Origin of the sequence: Streptomyces xanthochromogenes (assembly GCF_014650455.1) — a bacterium.
GTDB classification, from domain to species: Bacteria; Actinomycetota; Actinomycetes; order Streptomycetales; family Streptomycetaceae; genus Streptomyces; species Streptomyces xanthochromogenes.
Window position 1 is genome coordinate 423,717 of record NZ_BMUZ01000006.1, and the last position, 16,734, is coordinate 440,450.

Sequence of the window (16,734 nt, forward strand, 5' to 3'; positions counted from 1 at the left end):
GGGATGTTGACGGGAAGTCGTGAAGTTCGATTGTCAGGACAAAGTCTTGACAGGATGAGCCGTCCCGGCCACGGTGTGGCCATGCGTATCGCACTGATCGGGACGGGACGGATCGGCGCCTTCCATGCCGGAGTCCTGGCCCGCCACCCCGAGGTCGGACAGCTGGTGGTCGCGGACGCCGACGCGGCGCGGGCCGCCGAGGTCGCGGCGCTCACCGGCGCGACGGCGACGGCCACCGTGGCCGAGGCGCTCGCCGGAGCCGACGCGGTGGTGATCGCCTCGGCGACCGCCGCGCACGCCGGGCTCATCGCGGCCGCCGCCCGCGCCGGGCTGCCCGCCTTCTGCGAGAAGCCCGTCGCCCTGGACGTGCCGGGCACCCTGGAGGCGCTCGGCGCGGTGGAGGCGGCGGGCACCGAGCTCCAGCTCGGCTTCATGCGCCGCTTCGACGCGGGCTACCGCAACGCCCGGGAACTCGTGCGCTCGGGGCGGCTCGGCCGGCTGCACACCGTACGGGCCGTCACCTCCGACCCGGCGCCGCCGCCCGCCGCCTATCTGCCGCTGTCCGGCGGGCTCTACCGCGACTGTCTGGTCCACGACTTCGACATCGTGCGCTGGGTGACCGGCCGCGAGGTCACCGAGGTGTACGCCATGGGCTCGGACGCCGGGCCCGCGATGTTCCGTGCGGCCGGGGACATCGACACGGCGGCCGTGGTCCTCACCCTGGACGACGGCACGCTCGCGACCGCGACGGCCGCCCGCTGCAACGGCGCGGGCTACGACGTACGGCTCGAACTGGCCGGGGAGTACGACCAGTTCGCGGTCGGCCTGGACGACCGCACCCCGCTGACCTCGGCCGAGCCGCACGGCCCGGGCCGCCCCGACAAGCCGTGGACCGGTTTCCTGGAACGCTTCGCCCCCGCGTACGAAGCCGAACTGGACGCCTTCGTCCGGCTCGTACGGGGCGAGGCGGCGAACCCCTGCGACGGCCGGGACGCGCTGCACGCACTGCGCATCGCGGAGGCGTGCGAGGTGTCCCGCCGGGAGCGGCGGGTGGTGCCGTTGGCCGAGATCCCGGGCGCGGCGGGCCGGGAGGGGTGAACTACCAGCGCACCGGCAGTAGTTCGGGTCCGCGCATCATCATGCCGGTGCGCCACTGGATGGCCGCCGGGTGGATGTCGAGCGCGAGGTCCGGGCAGCGGTCGAGCAGGGTACGGACCGCGATCCGGGCTTCGAGCCGGGCCAGCGGGGCGCCCAGACAGTAGTGGATGCCGTGCCCGAAGGCGACATGTCCCCGTGCGTCGCGCCGGATGTCGAAGCGGTCGGGCTCCGCGTACCGGGCCGGGTCGCGGTCGGCGTCCGCGAGCGCCACGAGCACCAGTTGGCCATCGCCGGGGATGAGGGTGCCGCCGATCTCGACGGGCTCCTTGGTGAAGCGGTACGTCGGCGTCTCGACCGGGCCGTCGTAGCGCAGCATCTCCTCCACCGCGTTGTCGATGAGCCCGTCGAAGTCGGCACGCAGGGCGGCCAGTTGATCCGGGTGGCTCAGCAGCGCGAGCATGCCGTTGGAGATCAGGTTGACGGTCGTCTCATGGCCCGCGACGAGCAGCAGCCAGGCCATGCCGAGGAGTTCGTCGTGCGACAGGTGGTCGCCGCCCTCCTGGTCCGCCGCGTGGATCAGCGCGCTGATCAGGTCGTCGCCGGGGCGGCTGCGCTTGCTCTCCAGGAGATCCGTCAGATACTCGTTGATCGTCTTGGCGGCGTCGAGCCGGTCTTCGAGCAGGGGCGCCGAGACGGAGATGTTGGACCAGTGCCGGAAGGTGTCCTGGTCGAGGGTGGGCACCCCGATGAGTTCGCAGATGACGGTGATCGGCAGCGGGAAGGACAGCGCCTCGACGAGGTCCGCCCGGCGGTCCGGGGCGGCCAGCATCGCGTCCACGAAGGCGTCGGTCATCTCCTGTACGCGCGGGGCGAGTTCGTCCACGCGGCGGGGGGTGAACGCGCGGGTCACCAGCTTGCGCAGCCGGGTGTGGTCCGGGGCGTCGGAGCTCAGCATGGTGATGCCGGCGGAGACCTGTTTCACGCCGAGCGCGGGCGAGGCGTTGCGCCATTGCTTGGACAGTCGCTCGTCGGCGAGCACGGCCCGGCCCGCCTCGTACCCGACCACGAGCCAGGCTTCGGCCCCCTCCGGCATCCTGATGTGGTGCACCGGTCCCCGGGCCCGCAGTCCGGCGTACACCGGGTAGGGGTCACGGGTGAAGTCCTCGCCGAGCGCGGCGAGATCGACTATGACGTCGCTGGTCAACGCGTGTCCCTTCACGAGGGGCGGGCGGATCCGGCGGACCCTGGGGTACCCCGACTGCTCAGTAGCCTATTCCCCAACCCGCCCCGGTCCGCTGTGCCGTTGCGCGCCTGGGCAGCGGACGAGGACGGAACCGGAAGGATCTACCAACGCACCGGCAGATGCCGTACGCCCCGGATGAGCATGCCCGGGAGCCACTGCAACTCATCCGTCCGCACGTCGAGTCGCAGGTCGGGGGCACGCTCCAGGAGGGTGCGGACGGCGATGCGGCCCTCCATGCGGGCGAGCGGGGCGCCCAGACAGAAGTGGATGCCGTGGCCGAAGGCGAGGTGGCTCTGCGGCGACCGGCGGATGTCGAAGCGGTCCGGGTCGTGGTGGCGCTGCGGGTCGCGGCCGGCCGAGGCGAGCGCGACCAGGACGGACGCGCCGGCCGGAATGAGAGCGTCACCGATCTGGACGGCCTCGCGGGCGAAGCGGTACGTGGCGGTCTCGACCGGGCCGTCATAGCGCAGCATCTCCTCGACGGCGCCGTCGATCAGGCCGTCGAAGTCGGCGCGCAGGGCGTCCAGTTGGTCCGGGTTGCTCAAGAGCGCGCGTACACCGTTGGAGATGAGGTTGACCGTCGTCTCGTGGCCCGCGACGAGCAACAGGAAGGCCATGCCGATGAGTTCGTCCTGCGAAAGCTGGTCGCCGTCCTCGTGCCGGGCGCGGATCAGGGCACTCAGGAGGTCGTCGGCGGGGCCGGAGCAGCGCTTGTCCTCGATCAGCTCCGCGAGGTACTCGCCGATCTTGCCGACGGCCTCGGGGCCCTCGTCGCCCGAGAGCGGCGCGACGGCCTGGTTGGACAGCGTACGGAAGGCCTCGCGGTCGAGGTCCGGCACGCCGATGAGCTCGCTGATGACGGTCATGGGAAGCGGGAAGGCGAGCGCATCGATCAGGTCGGCGGCGCGTCCGGGCGCGGCCAGCATGGTGTCGAGCAGACCGTCCGTGATCTCCTGGACGCGCGGGCGGAGCGCCTCGACGCGGCGCGGGGTGAACTCGCGCGCGACCAGCTTGCGCAGCCGGGTGTGCTGCGGCGGGTCGGTCTCCAGCATGTTGAGGCTGGCGGGCAGCTCGGCATAGCCCGTCTCGGCCAGCGGCCGCCAGTCCTTGGCGAGCCTGGGATCGGCGAGCGCGGCCCGCGCCGCCTCGTGGCCAACGATCAGCCAGACCTCGTCGCCCGTCGGCGTACGCACCTGATGGGCGGGGCCCGCGGCGCGCAGCTCGGCGTACATCGCGTAGGGGTCGGCGTTGAATTCCGCCACGTACTCGCTGAGATCGACCACCGTCATGGTCCCGCCCTCCGTTCGGTTGCCGTTCAGCCTACGTCTGTGTCCGGGCCGTCGAGCAGCCCGGCATCGTGCACCAACAGGGCGATCTGCACACGGTTGTTGAGGCCGAGCTTGGCCAGGACACGCGAGACGTGGGTCTTCACGGTGGGCACACTCAGATAGAGCCGCGCGGAGATCTCGGCGTTGGAGTGGCCGCGCCCCACGGCCACGGCGACCTCGCGTTCGCGGTCGGCGAGCAGGGCGATCCGCTCGCGGGCGCGGGCCGCCCGGTCGCCGGGCGCGGCCGTGCCGCCCGACACCTGGGTCATCAACTGCCGCATGACGGCCGGGGAGAGGACCGGATCGCCGTGCGCGACGCGGCGTACGGCGTCGACGATCTCTACGGGCGGGGTGTCCTTGAGGACGAATCCGGCGGCTCCGGCGCGCAGCGCGCGCAGCACCTGTTCGTCGGCGTGGAAGGTGGTCAGGACGATCACCTCGGGGGCGTCGGGCCGGGCGCGCAGCGTCTCGGTCGCGCTGAGGCCGTCGACGCGCGGCATGCGGATGTCCATGAGCACGACGTCCGGGCGCAGTTCCAGGGCGAGTTCGCCGACGCCGTGGCCGTCGGCCGCCTCGCCGACGATCTCGATGTCCTCGGCGCCGCCGAGCATGAAGGTGAGCCCCGCGCGGACCAGGGGGTCGTCGTCGACGATGAGCAGGCGGATGGTCATGAGGGCCACGGTAGCCAGGCCACCACCGCGAAGGAGCCGTCGGACCCGCGCCCGTGGTCGAGCCGGCCGCCGGCCAGGGTGGCGCGTTCGGTGAGGCCGATGAGCCCCTGCCCCGAGCCGGGGACCTCCGGGACCGGGCCCGGGGGTGGCGGGTTGCGGACCTCGACGGTGAGCCCTTCGCCGGGGCGGCCGGTGACGGTGACGGTGACCTCGGCGCCGGGGGCGTGCTTGCGCGCGTTGGTGAGGGCCTCCTGCGCGATGCGGTAGGCATTGCGCCCGGTGGCGGCGGGTACTCCGGAGGCGTCCGGAATCCGGCTGTCGAGGGCGACCTTCATCCCCGCCTCACGGGACTCGGCGACGAGCGCGTCGAGGGTGGCGAGGGTGGGCTGGGGCCGGTCGTCGGCGCCCTCGCCGGGGCTGCGCAGCACGCCGATGATCTGCCGCAGGTCCTGGAGCGCCTCGTGCGCGCTGTCCCGGATGACCCCGGCCGCACGGGCCACCTGGGCGGGCGGGGCGTCGGGCCGGAATTCGAGGGCGCCGGCGTGCACCGAGAGCAGGGTGAGCCGGTGGGCGAGCACGTCGTGCATCTCGCGGGCGATGGCCTCACGGGCGAGGCGCTGCGCGTTCTCGGCCCGCAGCGCGGCCTCGGCCTCGGCGCGGGCGGCCCGTTCGCGCAGCGCGACGACGAGCTGGCGCCGGGAGCGCACGAGCATGCCCCAGCCGGTGGCGAGCAGGATGAGCACGGTGCCCACGACGGCGTTGGTGAGCAGGCTGGTGGTCGGGTCGGGTCGGAGCACGGGCTGGAAGACCGAGCTGACGACGGCGGCGGCGCCCACCGCGAGCACGGCGGGCTTGAACGGCCGGTGCACGGCGAGGCTGAACAGGGCGACCAGGAACGCCCCCGAGGCGACGGGTGCGACCAGCGACACCGCGGTGAGCGCCAGCGCGAGCCCGACGGGCCAGCGCCTGCGCAGCCACACCGCGCAGCAGGCCGCGGCGCCCACCAGCTGGTCGAGGACCATCACGGTGTCGGAGTAGCCGGGGCTCTTGCCGAGGGTGTCGGCCGTGATCATGCCGATCAGGGCGGCGGCGAGGAAGGCGCAGATGTCGACGGCCCAGTCCCGCACGGTGCGCCTGGGCCGGGCCCGGTCGCCGGGCAGCTCGGGATCGGCCACCGCCGAGGGCAGCAGCCAGCGGAACTCGGGTCCGGCTCGTGTCATGTCGGCAAAGTTACGCAGCCCCGCGGCCCGGCGGCGCTCTGTGGGGGCGGGTCGCTACCAAAGTCGCGGGGCCCGAGACTTTGGACGCGGACGCGGTGTGCCGACGGCCGACGCGCCGTGGCGGGCGGTCCGTGCAGGCTCGGGGCATGAGGAAATTCCTGGAGACCGCCGGATTCCTGCTCCTGGTCCAGGGCATCGGCGGACTGGTGCACGAGTGGACCGGGTGGTTCGGTCTGTGGACGGTGGTGCACCGCCCCGACGCGCTGCAGGGCCACGAGGTGTTCGCGAGCATCGTGCTGGCGGTGGCGGGCGTGGCGGTGCTCATCGCGTCGGAGCGGGTGGGACAGAGGTAGCCTGCCGCGTGATCCGTGTGCGGCCCGGCGTCCCCGGCCGGTGCACGGGAACGGTCGCCGTACCGGTACGCGATCGGCCCGGGAAGGGCCGTCCGTTCCCGGGGCGGACTCACCCGTCGAGGTCGTAACTCCCGTACTGGGGACGGCCGGTGGGCCGGTAGCTGTTGACACAGACGCCGCTGGAGGTGGTGCGGGTGTCGGCGAGCGCGAACGAGGTCGGGGCGACGCCTTCGGCGAACAGGCGGCGGCCCTCGCCGAGCACGACCGGGTAGGTCCACAGGCGGTACTCGTCGATGAGGCCGTGCGCCATCAGGAACCGGCCGAGGGTGCCGCTGCCGTGGACCTGGAGCTCCCCGCCCGGCCGCTCCTTGAGCACCTGGATCTCCGCGACGATGTCGGCGTCGGCGCCCCCGATGACGGTGGTGTGCTGCCACTCGGGGTTCTTGAGGGTGTGGGAGACGACGTACTTGGGGAGCCCGTTGAGGGGGGCCGCGACCGGATGGTCCGGGTCGGTGACGCGGGGCCAGTACGCCGCGAAGATGTCGTAGGTGCGCCGCCCGAGCAGGAAGGCGTCGGCGCCGGCGAACCACTCGGTGACGTACCGGCCCGCCTCCTCGTCGTCGAACGGAACCTGCCAGCCCCCGTGCGGGAAGCCGCCGCCGGGGTCCTCCTCGGGGCCGCCGGGAGCCTGGACCACGCCGTCGAGGGTGATGAAGGTGGTGAAGGTGAGCTGCATGGCCCGAGCCTTCCGCAGTGCCGCCCGCGCGCGGTCGTGCCGCGCCGGTCCCGGGCCCGGGTTCCCGGCTGCCGGAGGCGTCCCAGGTGACCGACGCGGAGCCGTCGGCCGACGGAGGCTGCGCGGACCGACCTCCCTGGGGCTCAGCCCCGGGCAGGGGAGGACAAACGACGCGAGACACCCCGGTGCTGTCGGGTCGGGGTGCCTCGCGTCGGCGGGCGGGTGTCGTGCCGCCCTGCTCAGGGGGAACCGGGAGGCAACCGCCCCCGGTTCAGGGGGAATCGGGGGCCGGGCCCCCGATTCCGGGGATCAGCCGCCCAGTTCCTGGTGGCGGGCGATCAGACGGGACGCGCCTTCGGGCGTCAGCGAGCCGAAGAGGCGCAGGCGGGAGATGCCGCCGTCGGGGAAGATGTCGATCCGGACGTGCGTGCCGACGGCCGGCGCGTCCAGCAGGAAGCGGTGGTTCGTGTCGGGCTGCAGCCGCGTACGGGGCAGCACCTCCACCCACTCCCCCGACTCCCCGTCGCGGATGGAGAGCGCCGCCCAGCCCGCCGAGTTGCCCTTCAGGTACGCCGTGTCGATCTCGACCGCGCGCACCTCGGACTGGGCCGCGAGCCGGTAGCGGATCCAGTCGTTGCCCTTGTCCCGGCGGCGCCGGGTCTCCCAGCCGTCATCCATCTTGCGGGAGCGGCCCGGCTGGATGGTGTTCGTGGCGGGCGAGTAGAAGCGGTCGGACGCGTCCTCGACCTGGCCGCCGTTCTCCAGCGCCGCGAGGTCGAGCGTGCCGAGCGCGGCCACCCAGCGCGGGTCGGGCGCGACCTCGCCGTAGACGCGCAGCCGGGCCACACCGCCGTCGGGGTGCTGGTTGAGCCGCAGGTGGGTGAAGCGCTGCTCCACGTCCACCGCGAAGCCGTTGGCCGCGTGGCCGCCAACTGCCGTACGGGGTACGAGCGTTGTCCACTTCACGTCCGGGGCGAGCAGCTCCTCGGGCGACGGGGAGCCGGGCACGGAGGCGGCCTCGACGGAGACGGCCTGCGGGTAGTTGCCGCGGAAGTGGGCGGTGTCGACGACGATGCCGCGCACCACGCCGGGCGCGCCCAGGCGGATCAGCGCCCAGTCGTGGTCCTCGTCGGTGGGGTGCGGCCGGCTGGCCGAGACGCCGCGGCGGCGCCGGGTCTCCCAGCCGTCCATGATCTTGCCCTTGTGCCCGAAGTGCTCCGGGTCGAACTCGGCGGCCTCGGGCTTGAGCAGGTTCTCGCGCTCGGCGAAGAACTCGTCGTTCGCGGCGATCACGCCCGCGCCGAGGCGCCGGTCGGCGAGGTCGACGTACTGGGTGAAGGAGAAGTCCGCGCTGCGGTAGTCCGCGTACGGGTCGCCGCCGCCGTAGGGGCTGGCGTCACCGGTGAAGGAGGGAAGGGTGCTCACGGTGTCAGTTGTTCCTTTCGAGCAGGCGGCCGGTGGGCTCGGCGATGACGCCGTGGTGCTGGATGCGCTCACCGCGCAGCCACGTCGACTTGACGACGCCGTGCAGTGTCTTGCCCGCGTAGGCGGTGACGCGGTTGCGGTGCTGGAGTTCGGCCGGGTCCACGGTGAAGGTCTCGTCCGGGGCGAGCACCGCGAAGTCGGCGTCTCGCCCGGCCTCGATGGCGCCCTTCTGGGTCAGCCCGACGAGGTTCGCGGTCGCGCTCGACATCCAGCGGACCACGTCCTCCAGGCCGTACCCGCGCTTGCGGGCCTCGGTCCAGATCGCGGGGAGGCTGAGCTGGAGGCCCGAGATGCCGCCCCAGGCCGTGGCGAAGTCGTCGGTCTTCAGGTCGGCGGTGGACGGCGAGTGGTCGGTGACGATGCAGTCGATGGTGCCGTCGGCCAGCGCGTCCCACAGCAGGTCGCGGTTGGCGTCCTCGCGGATCGGCGGGCAGCACTTGAACTCACTTGCCCCGTCCGGGACTTCCTCGGCGGTCAGGGTGAGGTAGTGCGGGCAGGTCTCGACCGTGAGCCGGACGCCCTCGCGCTTGGCGGCGGCGATCAGCGGCAGCGCGTCGGACGACGACAGGTGCAGCACGTGCACCCGGGCGCCGATCCGCTTGGCCGCGGCGATCAGGCCCTCGATCGCGGTGTTCTCCGAGACGCGCGGCCGGGACGCCAGGTAGTCGGCGTACTTGGGTCCGGTCAGGTGCGGGGCGGCATCCAGCTCGTGCGGGTCCTCGGCGTGGATGATCATCAGGCCGTCGAACCCGGCGATCTCGGCGAGCGACTGCGCGAGCTGCTCCTGGTTCAGCTCGGGGAACTCCTCGACGCCGGACGGCGACAGGAACGCCTTGAAGCCGAAGACCCCGGCCTCGTGCAGCGGCTTCAGGTCCTTGACGTTGTCGGGCAGCGCGCCGCCCCAGAAGCCGGTGTCGATGTGCGCCTTGCTCGCCGCGACCTCCTGCTTGACCCGCAGGTTCTCGACCGTGGTGGTCGGCGGCAGCGAGTTGAGCGGCATGTCGACGATGGTGGTGATGCCCCCGGCGGCCGCCGCGCGGGTGGCCGTCCAGAAGCCCTCCCACTCGGTGCGGCCCGGGTCGTTCACATGGACGTGGGTGTCGACGATGCCGGGCAGCAGCACGTCGTCACCGAAGTCCTCCAGGCGCGCGCCGGCCGGGACCTCGGCCTCGTACGGCAGTACGTCCGCGATCTTCCCGTCGGCGACGGCGACCGTCGCCGGACGCGTCCCCTCGGGGGTGATGACGCGCGTCGAGCGCAGTACCAGGTTGACGTCGGACACCCGAGCCCTCACTTCCCAGACTTCCCAGCGGAATCTTTCCGTGCTCCGGAACTTTTCCGTACACCGGAATTCAACGATCTGTTGAAGGAGTTTGCGCGCTGCCGGACGAAGCCGTCAAGGGTGGCCGAGGCGTGACGGCCGACACGGACGCGAGTCTTGGAGGTTTCCACAGAATGGAATTAGAATTTCGCCAAGCAGAATGTAGTTATCACCACGGGGCGCTGCCGACGAACGGACAAACCGCCTCTGACCGGCAGGGACACCTGACCTGTCCAGGGTAGGACGGACAACCGCCCGATAGGCTGCTCCTTCGCCTGCCAGTACCGAAAGGAACGCGCCGTGCCGACGTCAAGCGCCAGCACCACCGACGCCTCCAAGCCCTCCGCCGCCAGCGGAGGAGTCCAGTCTCTTGAGCGCGCCTTCGATCTCCTCGAGCGGATGGCCGACGCCGGGGGCGAGGTCGGGCTCAGCGAGCTCTCCGCGAGCAGCGGCCTTCCCCTTCCGACCATTCACCGGCTGATGCGCACGCTCGTGGCCTGCGGTTACGTGCGCCAGCAGGCGAACCGGCGCTATGCGCTCGGCCCGCGCCTGATCCGGCTCGGCGAATCGGCGTCCCGGCTCCTCGGCACCTGGGCGCGGCCGTATCTGACCCGCCTCGTCGAGGAGACCGGCGAGACGGCGAACATGGCACTGCTCGACGGCGACGAGATCGTGTACGTGGCGCAGGTGCCGTCCAAGCACTCCATGCGGATGTTCACCGAGGTCGGCCGGCGCGTGCTTCCGCACTCCACGGGCGTGGGCAAGGCGCTGCTCGCGCACACCCCGCCGGAGGAGGTGCGCGCGCTCCTCGCCCGTACCGGCATGCCGGCCGCGACGGAGAAGACGATCACCACGGCGGACGGTTTCCTCGACGCCCTGGAGCAGGTGCGGCGCGCCGGGTACGCGGTCGACGACAACGAGCAGGAAATAGGAGTGCGCTGCCTCGCGGTGTCGGTGCCCAACTCCCCCACCGCCGCGGCCATTTCGATCTCCGGACCGGCCGGCCGGGTCACCGAGTCGGCCACCGACCGGATCGTCCCGATCCTCCAGGGCATCGCCCAGGAACTCTCGACGGCGCTGGCCAACACGGCCGCCCAGGCCTGAGCCGGTCCCTCGGTCCGGACGCGCGGAACCCCGGCGGTGGCACACCGCCGGGGTTCCGCGCGTCCGGGCCCGGGCACCGGCCCCAGCCCGGCCGCTGTCAGCTCACGACCGCGTGCGCCGCGCTCAGGCGCCCGTCGGCCATCGTCACCACCGCGTCCATCCGCTCCAGGTGCGCGCGGTCGTGGGTGACCAGGACGGTGGCGGTGCCGCGCTCGCGGGTGAGGGTGAGCAGGAGGTCGAGCACGGCGGCGCCCCGCTCGTGGTCCAGGGCGCTGGTGGGCTCGTCGACGAGGAGCACCACGGGTTCGTTCATCAGGGCGCGGGCGATGTTGATCCGCTGGCGCTGACCGCCCGAAAGCTGGTGCGGGCGGCGGCCGGCCTGGTCGGCGAGGCCGACGGCGGCCAGCAGTTCCAGGGCGCGCTCCCGCGCCTCGCGCGGCTTCCGGCCGGCCAGGTGGGCCATCACCTGGAGCTGTTCGGCGGCCGTGAGCGCGGGCAGCAGGTTGGGCTGCTGGAAGACGATGCCGATGGAGTCTCGGCGCAGCCTGGCCTTCTGGGCCGGGCCGAGTCCGGCGGTGTCGGTCCCGGCCACCACGACGCGTCCGGCGTCCGGGGTCACCAGGGTCGCGGCGACCGCGAGCAGGCTGGACTTGCCGGAGCCGGACGGCCCGACGCACGCCGTCACGGTCCCGGCGTCGACCCCGAGGGACACCGCGTCCAGGGCGGTGAGGCGGCCCTCGCCGTCGGGATAGGTCAGGGTGACGTCGTCGAGGAGCAGGGCCGGGTCCGAGGCTCCGGCCCGCTCCGGCGCCGGTTCGTGGTTCGAGGCCTTGGCCGGGCCCTCGGGGCGGGCCGGGTCCGGGATCGGCCCCGGGGTCGGGATCGGGTTCGTACGAGGGGTCATCGGGCACTCCCGAGCGCGGTCAGCGGGTCGACGGCGGTGATGCGCCGGATGGACAGGGCGGCGCCGATCACGCCGAGGACGATCAGGACCGCGGCGGGCCCGAGCGTGGTGGCCGGGTCGAGCACGAAGGGCACCGCGCCGCCGACCAGCGCTCCGGCGAGGGCTGCCAGCCCGGTGCCGAGGAGGGTGCCGGTCGTCAGCATCACGACCGCCTGGCCGAGCGCGTCCTTGAGGAGGTAGGGCGTCGAGGCGCCGAGCGCCTTCAGCACCGCGATGTCACCGCTGCGCTGAATCGTCCACACCGTGAAGAACGCGCCGACGACCAGCGCCGAGATCACGAACAGGAAGCCCCGCATCAGCTGGAGCGAGCCGTTCTCGGCCTGGTAGGAGGGCAGCGCCGCGAGGGCGTCGGAGAGCGTCAGGCTCCGGGTGCCGAACCGCTGGTCGAGGGCGGCCGGGTCCGCGCCGCCGGCGAGGGTGAGCGCGACGACGGTGGCGGGCGCGTCCTCGGCGAGCGCGGTCCACACGACCGGGGTGTGGCTGTAGGAGTCCGTCCCCGCCACCGCCGACACCGTCAGCGGGCGGCCGCCGAGCGTCACGGTGTCGCCCGCCCCGGCGCCGAGGTCGTCGGCCGCACCCCGGGACAGCACGACGGTGGTGGCGGTGACCGCGGCCGGGGCCAGCTCCGAGCCGGGCGGGACCGCGAAGGAGGACACCGCGGCGGTGCGCCCGCCCGCCTCGGCGTTCAGCGTGGAGATGCCGAGCGGCTGGGCCTCGCGCACCCCCGGAGCCTGCCGCCACTGGTGCCAAGTCCCGCTTGGCACAACGGAGTTGGTGAAGGAAGCGGACTGCCCCGAGGGCGGCGCGGCGAAGGCCAGCCGGTCGGCTGGCAGGGCGCTGACGGCCGAGGTGTTGTCCCGGGCAAGCCCGGCGGTGAGCCCGGAAAGCAGCCCCACCAGCAGGGTGATGAGCACCACCACCGTACCCATCAGCGCGAACCGGCCCTTGGCGAACCGGAGGTCTCTCCATGCGACGAACATGGGCTCAAGCCTGGTCGCCGGGGCCCTTCGCCACATCGCGCCGGAGCATGCTCCCCGGTATCGAAAGATGCATCCGCACATCAAACTTTCGGTTGACCGGGCCCGCCCGCCTCCCCCGTACGCTGGATGTCCTATGGATTCCGCACGCCCCCACACCCCCGTCGCGTACCTGCTGCGCCTGTGTCTGCACGCCCTGCTCTGCGGGCTGCTCGCGCTGGCCGCGGTGCGGGCCGTCGGCGACCGCGCGCCGCACGCGGGGGCCGTCATCGGCGCGGTCGTCGCCATGGCCGCGGTGTACGCGGCGGGGGTGGCGCTTCCCTCGGTGCGGCCGCGTACCGCGGCGGCGGCGGTGTGGCTCGGGGCGCTCGGCGCTGCGTGGCTCGCACTGCTCGTGGTCTCCCCCGACGCGCTGTGGGCGGCCTTCCCGCTCTACTTCCTGCTGCTCCACCTGCTGACGCTGCGCTGGGCCCTGCCCGCGGTCCTGGTCACGGCGGGCGCGGCCATCGCGAGCTTCCTGCTGCACGGGCAGCAGATCACCCCGGGCGCCTTCATCGGCCCGCTGCTCGGGGCCGCGGTCGCCGTGGCGACCGTGCTCGGCTACGACGCGCTGTACCGGGAGAGCGAGCGGCGCCGCGAGCTCATCGACGAGCTGGTGGCGACCCGGGCCGAACTCGCGGAGGCCGAGCGCACGGCGGGCACCCTGGCCGAGCGCGAGCGCCTGGCCCGCGAGATCCACGACACGCTCGCCCAAGGCCTGTCCTCGATCCAGTTGCTGCTTCGCGCCGCCGAGCGCGCGCTGCCCGCCGGTGTCCCGGCCCGCGAGCACGTCGAGCAGGCCCGCCGCGCGGCCCAGGACAACCTGGCCGAGGCCCGGCGCTTCGTGAAGGCGCTGACCCCGCCGGACCTGGAGCAGGGCTCGCTGTCCGGCGCCCTGGAGCGGCTGTGCGCGGCGGCGCCGGGTCCCGCCGTGCAGTTCGGCGTGAGCGGCACCCCGGTCGAGCTGCCGACGCCGTACGAGGTGGCGCTGCTGCGCGTCGCGCAGTCGGCGCTCGCCAACACCGTGCAGCACGCGGCGGCCGGCCGGGCCGAGATCACCCTCAGCTTCATGGACACCTCGGTCGCCCTGGACGTCGTCGACGACGGGTGCGGCTTCGACCCGGTGCGGCGGCGGCCGAGGGAGACCAGCGGCTTCGGCCTGCCCGCGATGCGCTCGCGCGCCCAGTCGCTCGGCGGCACGCTGAGCGTGGAGTCCGCGCCTGGCCAGGGCACGGCCGTCGCGATCACGCTGCCGCTGCCCGTGGCGGGCGTCCGATGAGCGCGGCGCCGATCCGGCTGCTGCTCGCCGACGACCACCCCATCGTGCGGGCCGGGCTGCGTGCGGTCCTCGACACCGAGCCGGACTTCGCGGTGACCGGGGAGGCCGCCACCGCCGAGCGCGCGGTGGAGCTGGCCTCCTCCGACGCCTTCGACGTGGTCCTGATGGACCTCCAGTTCGGTGCGGGGATGCACGGCGCCGAGGCGACCGCCGCGATCACGGCCCGGCCCGGCGCCCCGCGCGTCCTGGTCCTCACCACGTACGACACGGACGCGGACATCCTGGCGGCGGTGGAGGCGGGCGCGTCGGGCTATCTGCTCAAGGACGCCCCGCCCGAGGAGCTGGCGGCGGCGGTCCGCACCGCGGCCTCGGGCCAGTCGGCGCTCGCCCCGGCCGTGGCGCACCGGCTCATGGACCGGATGCGGACGCCCGCGGAGGCGCTGACCCGGCGCGAGCTCGAAGTGCTCCAGCTCGTCGGCGACGGACTCTCCAACCAGCAGATCAGCAAGCAGCTGTTTTTGAGCCAGGCGACTGTCAAGTCCCATCTGGTGCACATCTACGCCAAGTTGGGGGTGGATTCGCGCACTTCGGCGGTCGCCGCCGCGAGCGCGCGCCGTCTGATCCGCCAGCCGGGCTGAATGCTCCCGGCGCACCCGATCCCCGCTCGCAAAGGCGGGCCGAGAGGGCCCGGAGTCCGTCATGCTGCTGGCATGTCCCAGGCATGAACCGGACACTGTGGAGGCCCTCATGCCCCAGACCTGCCGCCAGTACTGGTGGAACCTTCAAGGGCGGTGCAGGCTCAACTTCAACTGGGCCGCCATCAACCACGATTCGACCGTCGTGGTGACGGCGTCCGAATACAGCGTGAACGGCAACGACCCGCGCCACAGCCCGCGCTTCGTCGGCGCCGCGACCATCACCGTCGAGAACATCAGCCCGCACGCGCCGCCCTACGACCCCAACCACGGCGTCACCTTCGTCGTCAACGTCGACTGGGGCGCGCCCCTGCACATCGTCACCGACATCACGGTCCTGGACGGGCCACCGGTCGACATCGAGTACCAGAACGGCTGAGGGGGCCCGATGCCACGCACCGTGCGCCAGTACTGGCACGGCCTGAGCGGCCGTACCGTGCTGAACTTCAACTGGAACGAGATCGACCACGACTCGACGGTCTGGGTCACCGTGTCCGAGTACTCGGTGAACGCGGCCGACGTCAAGCACAGCCCGCGCTTCGTGGGCGACGCCAACGTCCGCGTCGGCAACATCAGTCCGCACTCGCCGCCGTACGACCCCAACCACGGCGTCACCTTCGTCGTGAACGTCGACTGGGGCGCGCCCCTGAACATCGTCACCGACATCACGGTCCTGGACGGCAAACCGGACTACCGGCTCTGGGACTACCAGCGGCTCGCCTTCAACATGCAGGCGCAGACCCAGAGCAACTGGTGCTGGGCGGCGGTCGCGACCAGCATCGCGCTCTACTACAACGCGGCGAGCACCTGGACGCAGTGCACCGTCGCCAACTCCCAGACCGGTCAGACCAATTGCTGCACTCCGGCCGGCGCGTCCGGCACGGCCTGCAACAGCCAGCAGCCGCTGGACAACCCGCTGCGCATCGTCGGCCATCTGAACCGGATGGTGGGCAACCGGGTCGACTTCGCGGAGGTGGAGAGCGAGGTCAAGGCGGGGCGGCCGCTGTGCATCCGGATCGGCTGGGCGGCCGGGGGCGGGCACTTCTGCACCGCCATCGGCGTCGACGCCCCGGCCGACCAGGCGATCGTCGCCGTGGACGACCCGATCTACGGCAAGTCGGACCAGGTGTACAACACCCTCGCCACCAGCTACCAGGGCAGCGGAACCTGGACGCACAGCTACTACACGAGGGCGTGAGGACCGATCATGACACTCCAGTCACCACAGCCCCCGGACGAGTCCCGCGAGGCGGCCGAGGCCGGTCTCCAACTCCTCGCGGGCCTGGGCCGGGTGCGTACGGCGACCCTGCTCCCGGCCGCCCCCGAGGACCTGCGCCTCGTGGACCCGGTGCAGATGTACACGGTCGCCTCCACGGGTGCGCTGACCGACGCCCGGCCGGTCTCCTGGCGCTATCTGGTCCGGCACGGCGACGAACCGGTGGCGCTCGCCGAGACGGTACGGGACGCGTCCGGCGCCCATGTCTTCGGCCAGCTCAACTACGGCCCGTTCGTGGCCGGTACGGCGGCGGCGCTCGCGGCCGCGGGCGACGCCGGGGGCGAGCGGCCCGGGGACGCCGAGGTGCGGCTGCTGCACGTTCCGGCCGTGCACCTGATTGCGGTGTGGCTGCACGCCGACTCCGCCGACACCCTCGTCCCGGCGGCGCCGGCGCCCTCGGGCATCGAGGCGGGGCGCCCCTATCCGGCGGCCCAACTCCTGTCCCTGGTGGCCGAGTTCACGCCACCGGCCCTGACGGCCGACGACGACCGGGGCGGCGGCTAGCGGCGCCCGAGCAGATGGGGCCGTCCCTGGTACGGCCCAGCCCCCGGGGCCGAAGATGCCTGCGCGGGCCGGCACCGAGGCCCTTGGGGGTGCGGGGCTGCGACCTGTGCGGCTCCGCCGCGCGGGCGCGCCCCAAGGGACGTCGGGTCACCTACAGGGGCGCGGGGAACTGCGCGAGCAACCACCCACGGCTCGACGCCCGCAGTTCCGCAGCCACCCACCTCTCCCCCGGCGGGTTCAGGGAAGGGGCGGGGTGGGGTCGAACCGGGGCCCGGGGCGGAGCCCCGGCGTGCGGCGGGCCAGCCAGGCCCCGACCCCCCGTACCCAGGAGAGCGAAATCCCCCGCGGCCGCTCCTCGCACCGCCGCTGCATCTCCCGCTCGAACCGGTCCGTGACCACCACATCGCCGGCCACCACGTCGAGTCCCATGACTACCCACCT

At 73.0% G+C, this 16,734-nt stretch carries 18 protein-coding genes; 8 read left to right on the forward strand and 10 right to left on the reverse strand.

Annotated features, from left to right (window positions below):
• Window positions 1-81: 81 nt before the first annotated feature.
• Window positions 82-1,098 (forward strand): Gfo/Idh/MocA family protein, encoded by a 1,017-nt coding sequence (locus IE267_RS18700; protein ID WP_189763990.1) that lies wholly within the window; start codon window positions 82-84, stop codon window positions 1,096-1,098.
• Between the two features lies 1 nt (window position 1,099).
• Here IE267_RS18700 and IE267_RS18705 read toward each other — a convergent pair whose 3' ends face one another.
• From IE267_RS18705 to IE267_RS18720, 4 genes are all read right to left on the reverse strand, one after another.
• Window positions 1,100-2,302 (reverse strand): cytochrome P450 family protein, encoded by a 1,203-nt coding sequence (locus IE267_RS18705; RefSeq protein WP_189763991.1) that lies wholly within the window; start codon window positions 2,300-2,302, stop codon window positions 1,100-1,102.
• Window positions 2,303-2,442: 140 nt separating this feature from the next.
• Entirely contained in the window at window positions 2,443-3,630 is a 1,188-nt protein-coding gene (locus IE267_RS18710; protein ID WP_189763992.1) for a cytochrome P450 family protein, read from the reverse strand.
• Between the two features lie 26 nt (window positions 3,631-3,656).
• Entirely contained in the window at window positions 3,657-4,340 is a 684-nt protein-coding gene (locus IE267_RS18715) for a response regulator transcription factor (protein ID WP_161250326.1), read from the reverse strand.
• A complete protein-coding gene (locus IE267_RS18720; RefSeq protein WP_161250328.1) occupies window positions 4,337-5,560 on the reverse strand; it encodes a sensor histidine kinase in 1,224 nt (407 codons plus the stop codon). The genes IE267_RS18715 and IE267_RS18720 overlap by 4 nt, the downstream gene beginning before the upstream one ends.
• A gap of 146 nt (window positions 5,561-5,706) precedes the next feature.
• Here IE267_RS18720 and IE267_RS18725 point away from each other — a divergent pair, with 146 nt between their 5' ends.
• Window positions 5,707-5,913 carry a hypothetical protein gene (locus IE267_RS18725; protein ID WP_189763993.1) on the forward strand — a complete coding sequence of 69 codons (207 nt, stop codon included), beginning with the start codon at window positions 5,707-5,709 and terminating at the stop codon, window positions 5,911-5,913.
• A 109-nt stretch (window positions 5,914-6,022) separates the two neighbouring features.
• On the opposite strand, the gene IE267_RS18730 is transcribed toward IE267_RS18725, so the two are convergent.
• From IE267_RS18730 to allB, 3 genes are all read right to left on the reverse strand, one after another.
• Window positions 6,023-6,649: a dihydrofolate reductase family protein gene (locus IE267_RS18730; protein ID WP_189763994.1), complete on the reverse strand. Its 627-nt coding sequence runs from the start codon at window positions 6,647-6,649 to the stop codon at window positions 6,023-6,025.
• A 309-nt stretch (window positions 6,650-6,958) separates the two neighbouring features.
• Window positions 6,959-8,074, reverse strand: a complete 1,116-nt coding sequence (gene alc / locus IE267_RS18735; protein ID WP_189763995.1) for an allantoicase — start codon at window positions 8,072-8,074, stop codon at window positions 6,959-6,961.
• Between the two features lie 4 nt (window positions 8,075-8,078).
• Entirely contained in the window at window positions 8,079-9,416 is a 1,338-nt protein-coding gene (allB, locus tag IE267_RS18740) for an allantoinase AllB (protein WP_189763996.1), read from the reverse strand.
• A 339-nt stretch (window positions 9,417-9,755) separates the two neighbouring features.
• Here allB and IE267_RS18745 point away from each other — a divergent pair, with 339 nt between their 5' ends.
• The gene (locus IE267_RS18745; RefSeq protein ID WP_167152600.1) at window positions 9,756-10,559 is read left to right on the forward strand and encodes an IclR family transcriptional regulator; all 804 of its coding nucleotides are present in this window, start codon (window positions 9,756-9,758) and stop codon (window positions 10,557-10,559) included.
• Between the two features lie 97 nt (window positions 10,560-10,656).
• Here the strand turns inward: IE267_RS18745 and IE267_RS18750 are convergent, their stop codons facing one another.
• Complete coding sequence (locus tag IE267_RS18750; protein WP_189763997.1) at window positions 10,657-11,463, reverse strand: ABC transporter ATP-binding protein; 807 nt, start codon at window positions 11,461-11,463, stop codon at window positions 10,657-10,659.
• The gene (locus tag IE267_RS18755) at window positions 11,460-12,503 is read right to left on the reverse strand and encodes an ABC transporter permease (RefSeq protein ID WP_189763998.1); all 1,044 of its coding nucleotides are present in this window, start codon (window positions 12,501-12,503) and stop codon (window positions 11,460-11,462) included. The genes IE267_RS18750 and IE267_RS18755 overlap by 4 nt, the downstream gene beginning before the upstream one ends.
• 133 nt (window positions 12,504-12,636) lie before the next feature.
• Here IE267_RS18755 and IE267_RS18760 point away from each other — a divergent pair, with 133 nt between their 5' ends.
• The 5 genes from IE267_RS18760 to IE267_RS18780 all read left to right on the forward strand — a co-directional run bounded on the left by IE267_RS18760 (window position 12,637) and on the right by IE267_RS18780 (window position 16,293).
• A complete protein-coding gene (locus IE267_RS18760) occupies window positions 12,637-13,818 on the forward strand; it encodes a sensor histidine kinase (protein WP_189763999.1) in 1,182 nt (393 codons plus the stop codon).
• Window positions 13,815-14,456, forward strand: a complete 642-nt coding sequence (locus IE267_RS18765) for a response regulator (RefSeq protein WP_167152604.1) — start codon at window positions 13,815-13,817, stop codon at window positions 14,454-14,456. Before IE267_RS18760 ends, IE267_RS18765 begins: the two co-directional genes overlap by 4 nt.
• Window positions 14,457-14,565: 109 nt before the next feature.
• Window positions 14,566-14,892: a hypothetical protein gene (locus tag IE267_RS18770; RefSeq protein ID WP_189764000.1), complete on the forward strand. Its 327-nt coding sequence runs from the start codon at window positions 14,566-14,568 to the stop codon at window positions 14,890-14,892.
• Between the two features lie 9 nt (window positions 14,893-14,901).
• Window positions 14,902-15,711 (forward strand): papain-like cysteine protease family protein, encoded by an 810-nt coding sequence (locus tag IE267_RS18775; protein ID WP_167152606.1) that lies wholly within the window; start codon window positions 14,902-14,904, stop codon window positions 15,709-15,711.
• Between the two features lie 9 nt (window positions 15,712-15,720).
• Window positions 15,721-16,293 carry a hypothetical protein gene (locus IE267_RS18780; protein ID WP_189764001.1) on the forward strand — a complete coding sequence of 191 codons (573 nt, stop codon included), beginning with the start codon at window positions 15,721-15,723 and terminating at the stop codon, window positions 16,291-16,293.
• Between the two features lie 237 nt (window positions 16,294-16,530).
• Here IE267_RS18780 and IE267_RS18785 read toward each other — a convergent pair whose 3' ends face one another.
• Entirely contained in the window at window positions 16,531-16,722 is a 192-nt protein-coding gene (locus tag IE267_RS18785) for a hypothetical protein (protein ID WP_189764002.1), read from the reverse strand.
• Between the last annotated feature and the right edge of the window lie 12 nt (window positions 16,723-16,734).

Excerpts from the sequence above, each read along its gene's own strand:
- IE267_RS18700 (WP_189763990.1), top strand. The coding sequence starts at position 82 with ATGCGTATCGCACTGATCGGGACGGGACGGATCGGCGCCTTCCATGCC.
- IE267_RS18710 (WP_189763992.1), bottom strand. The coding sequence starts at position 3,630 with ATGACGGTGGTCGATCTCAGCGAGTACGTGGCGGAATTCAACGCCGAC.
- IE267_RS18715 (WP_161250326.1), bottom strand. The coding sequence starts at position 4,340 with ATGACCATCCGCCTGCTCATCGTCGACGACGACCCCCTGGTCCGCGCG.
- IE267_RS18720 (WP_161250328.1), bottom strand. The coding sequence starts at position 5,560 with ATGACACGAGCCGGACCCGAGTTCCGCTGGCTGCTGCCCTCGGCGGTG.
- IE267_RS18725 (WP_189763993.1), top strand. The coding sequence starts at position 5,707 with ATGAGGAAATTCCTGGAGACCGCCGGATTCCTGCTCCTGGTCCAGGGC.
- IE267_RS18730 (WP_189763994.1), bottom strand. The coding sequence starts at position 6,649 with ATGCAGCTCACCTTCACCACCTTCATCACCCTCGACGGCGTGGTCCAG.
- IE267_RS18750 (WP_189763997.1), bottom strand. The coding sequence starts at position 11,463 with ATGACCCCTCGTACGAACCCGATCCCGACCCCGGGGCCGATCCCGGAC.
- IE267_RS18755 (WP_189763998.1), bottom strand. The coding sequence starts at position 12,503 with ATGTTCGTCGCATGGAGAGACCTCCGGTTCGCCAAGGGCCGGTTCGCG.
- IE267_RS18760 (WP_189763999.1), top strand. The coding sequence starts at position 12,637 with ATGGATTCCGCACGCCCCCACACCCCCGTCGCGTACCTGCTGCGCCTG.
- IE267_RS18765 (WP_167152604.1), top strand. The coding sequence starts at position 13,815 with ATGAGCGCGGCGCCGATCCGGCTGCTGCTCGCCGACGACCACCCCATC.
- IE267_RS18770 (WP_189764000.1), top strand. The coding sequence starts at position 14,566 with ATGCCCCAGACCTGCCGCCAGTACTGGTGGAACCTTCAAGGGCGGTGC.
- IE267_RS18775 (WP_167152606.1), top strand. The coding sequence starts at position 14,902 with ATGCCACGCACCGTGCGCCAGTACTGGCACGGCCTGAGCGGCCGTACC.
- IE267_RS18780 (WP_189764001.1), top strand. The coding sequence starts at position 15,721 with ATGACACTCCAGTCACCACAGCCCCCGGACGAGTCCCGCGAGGCGGCC.
- IE267_RS18785 (WP_189764002.1), bottom strand. The coding sequence starts at position 16,722 with ATGGGACTCGACGTGGTGGCCGGCGATGTGGTGGTCACGGACCGGTTC.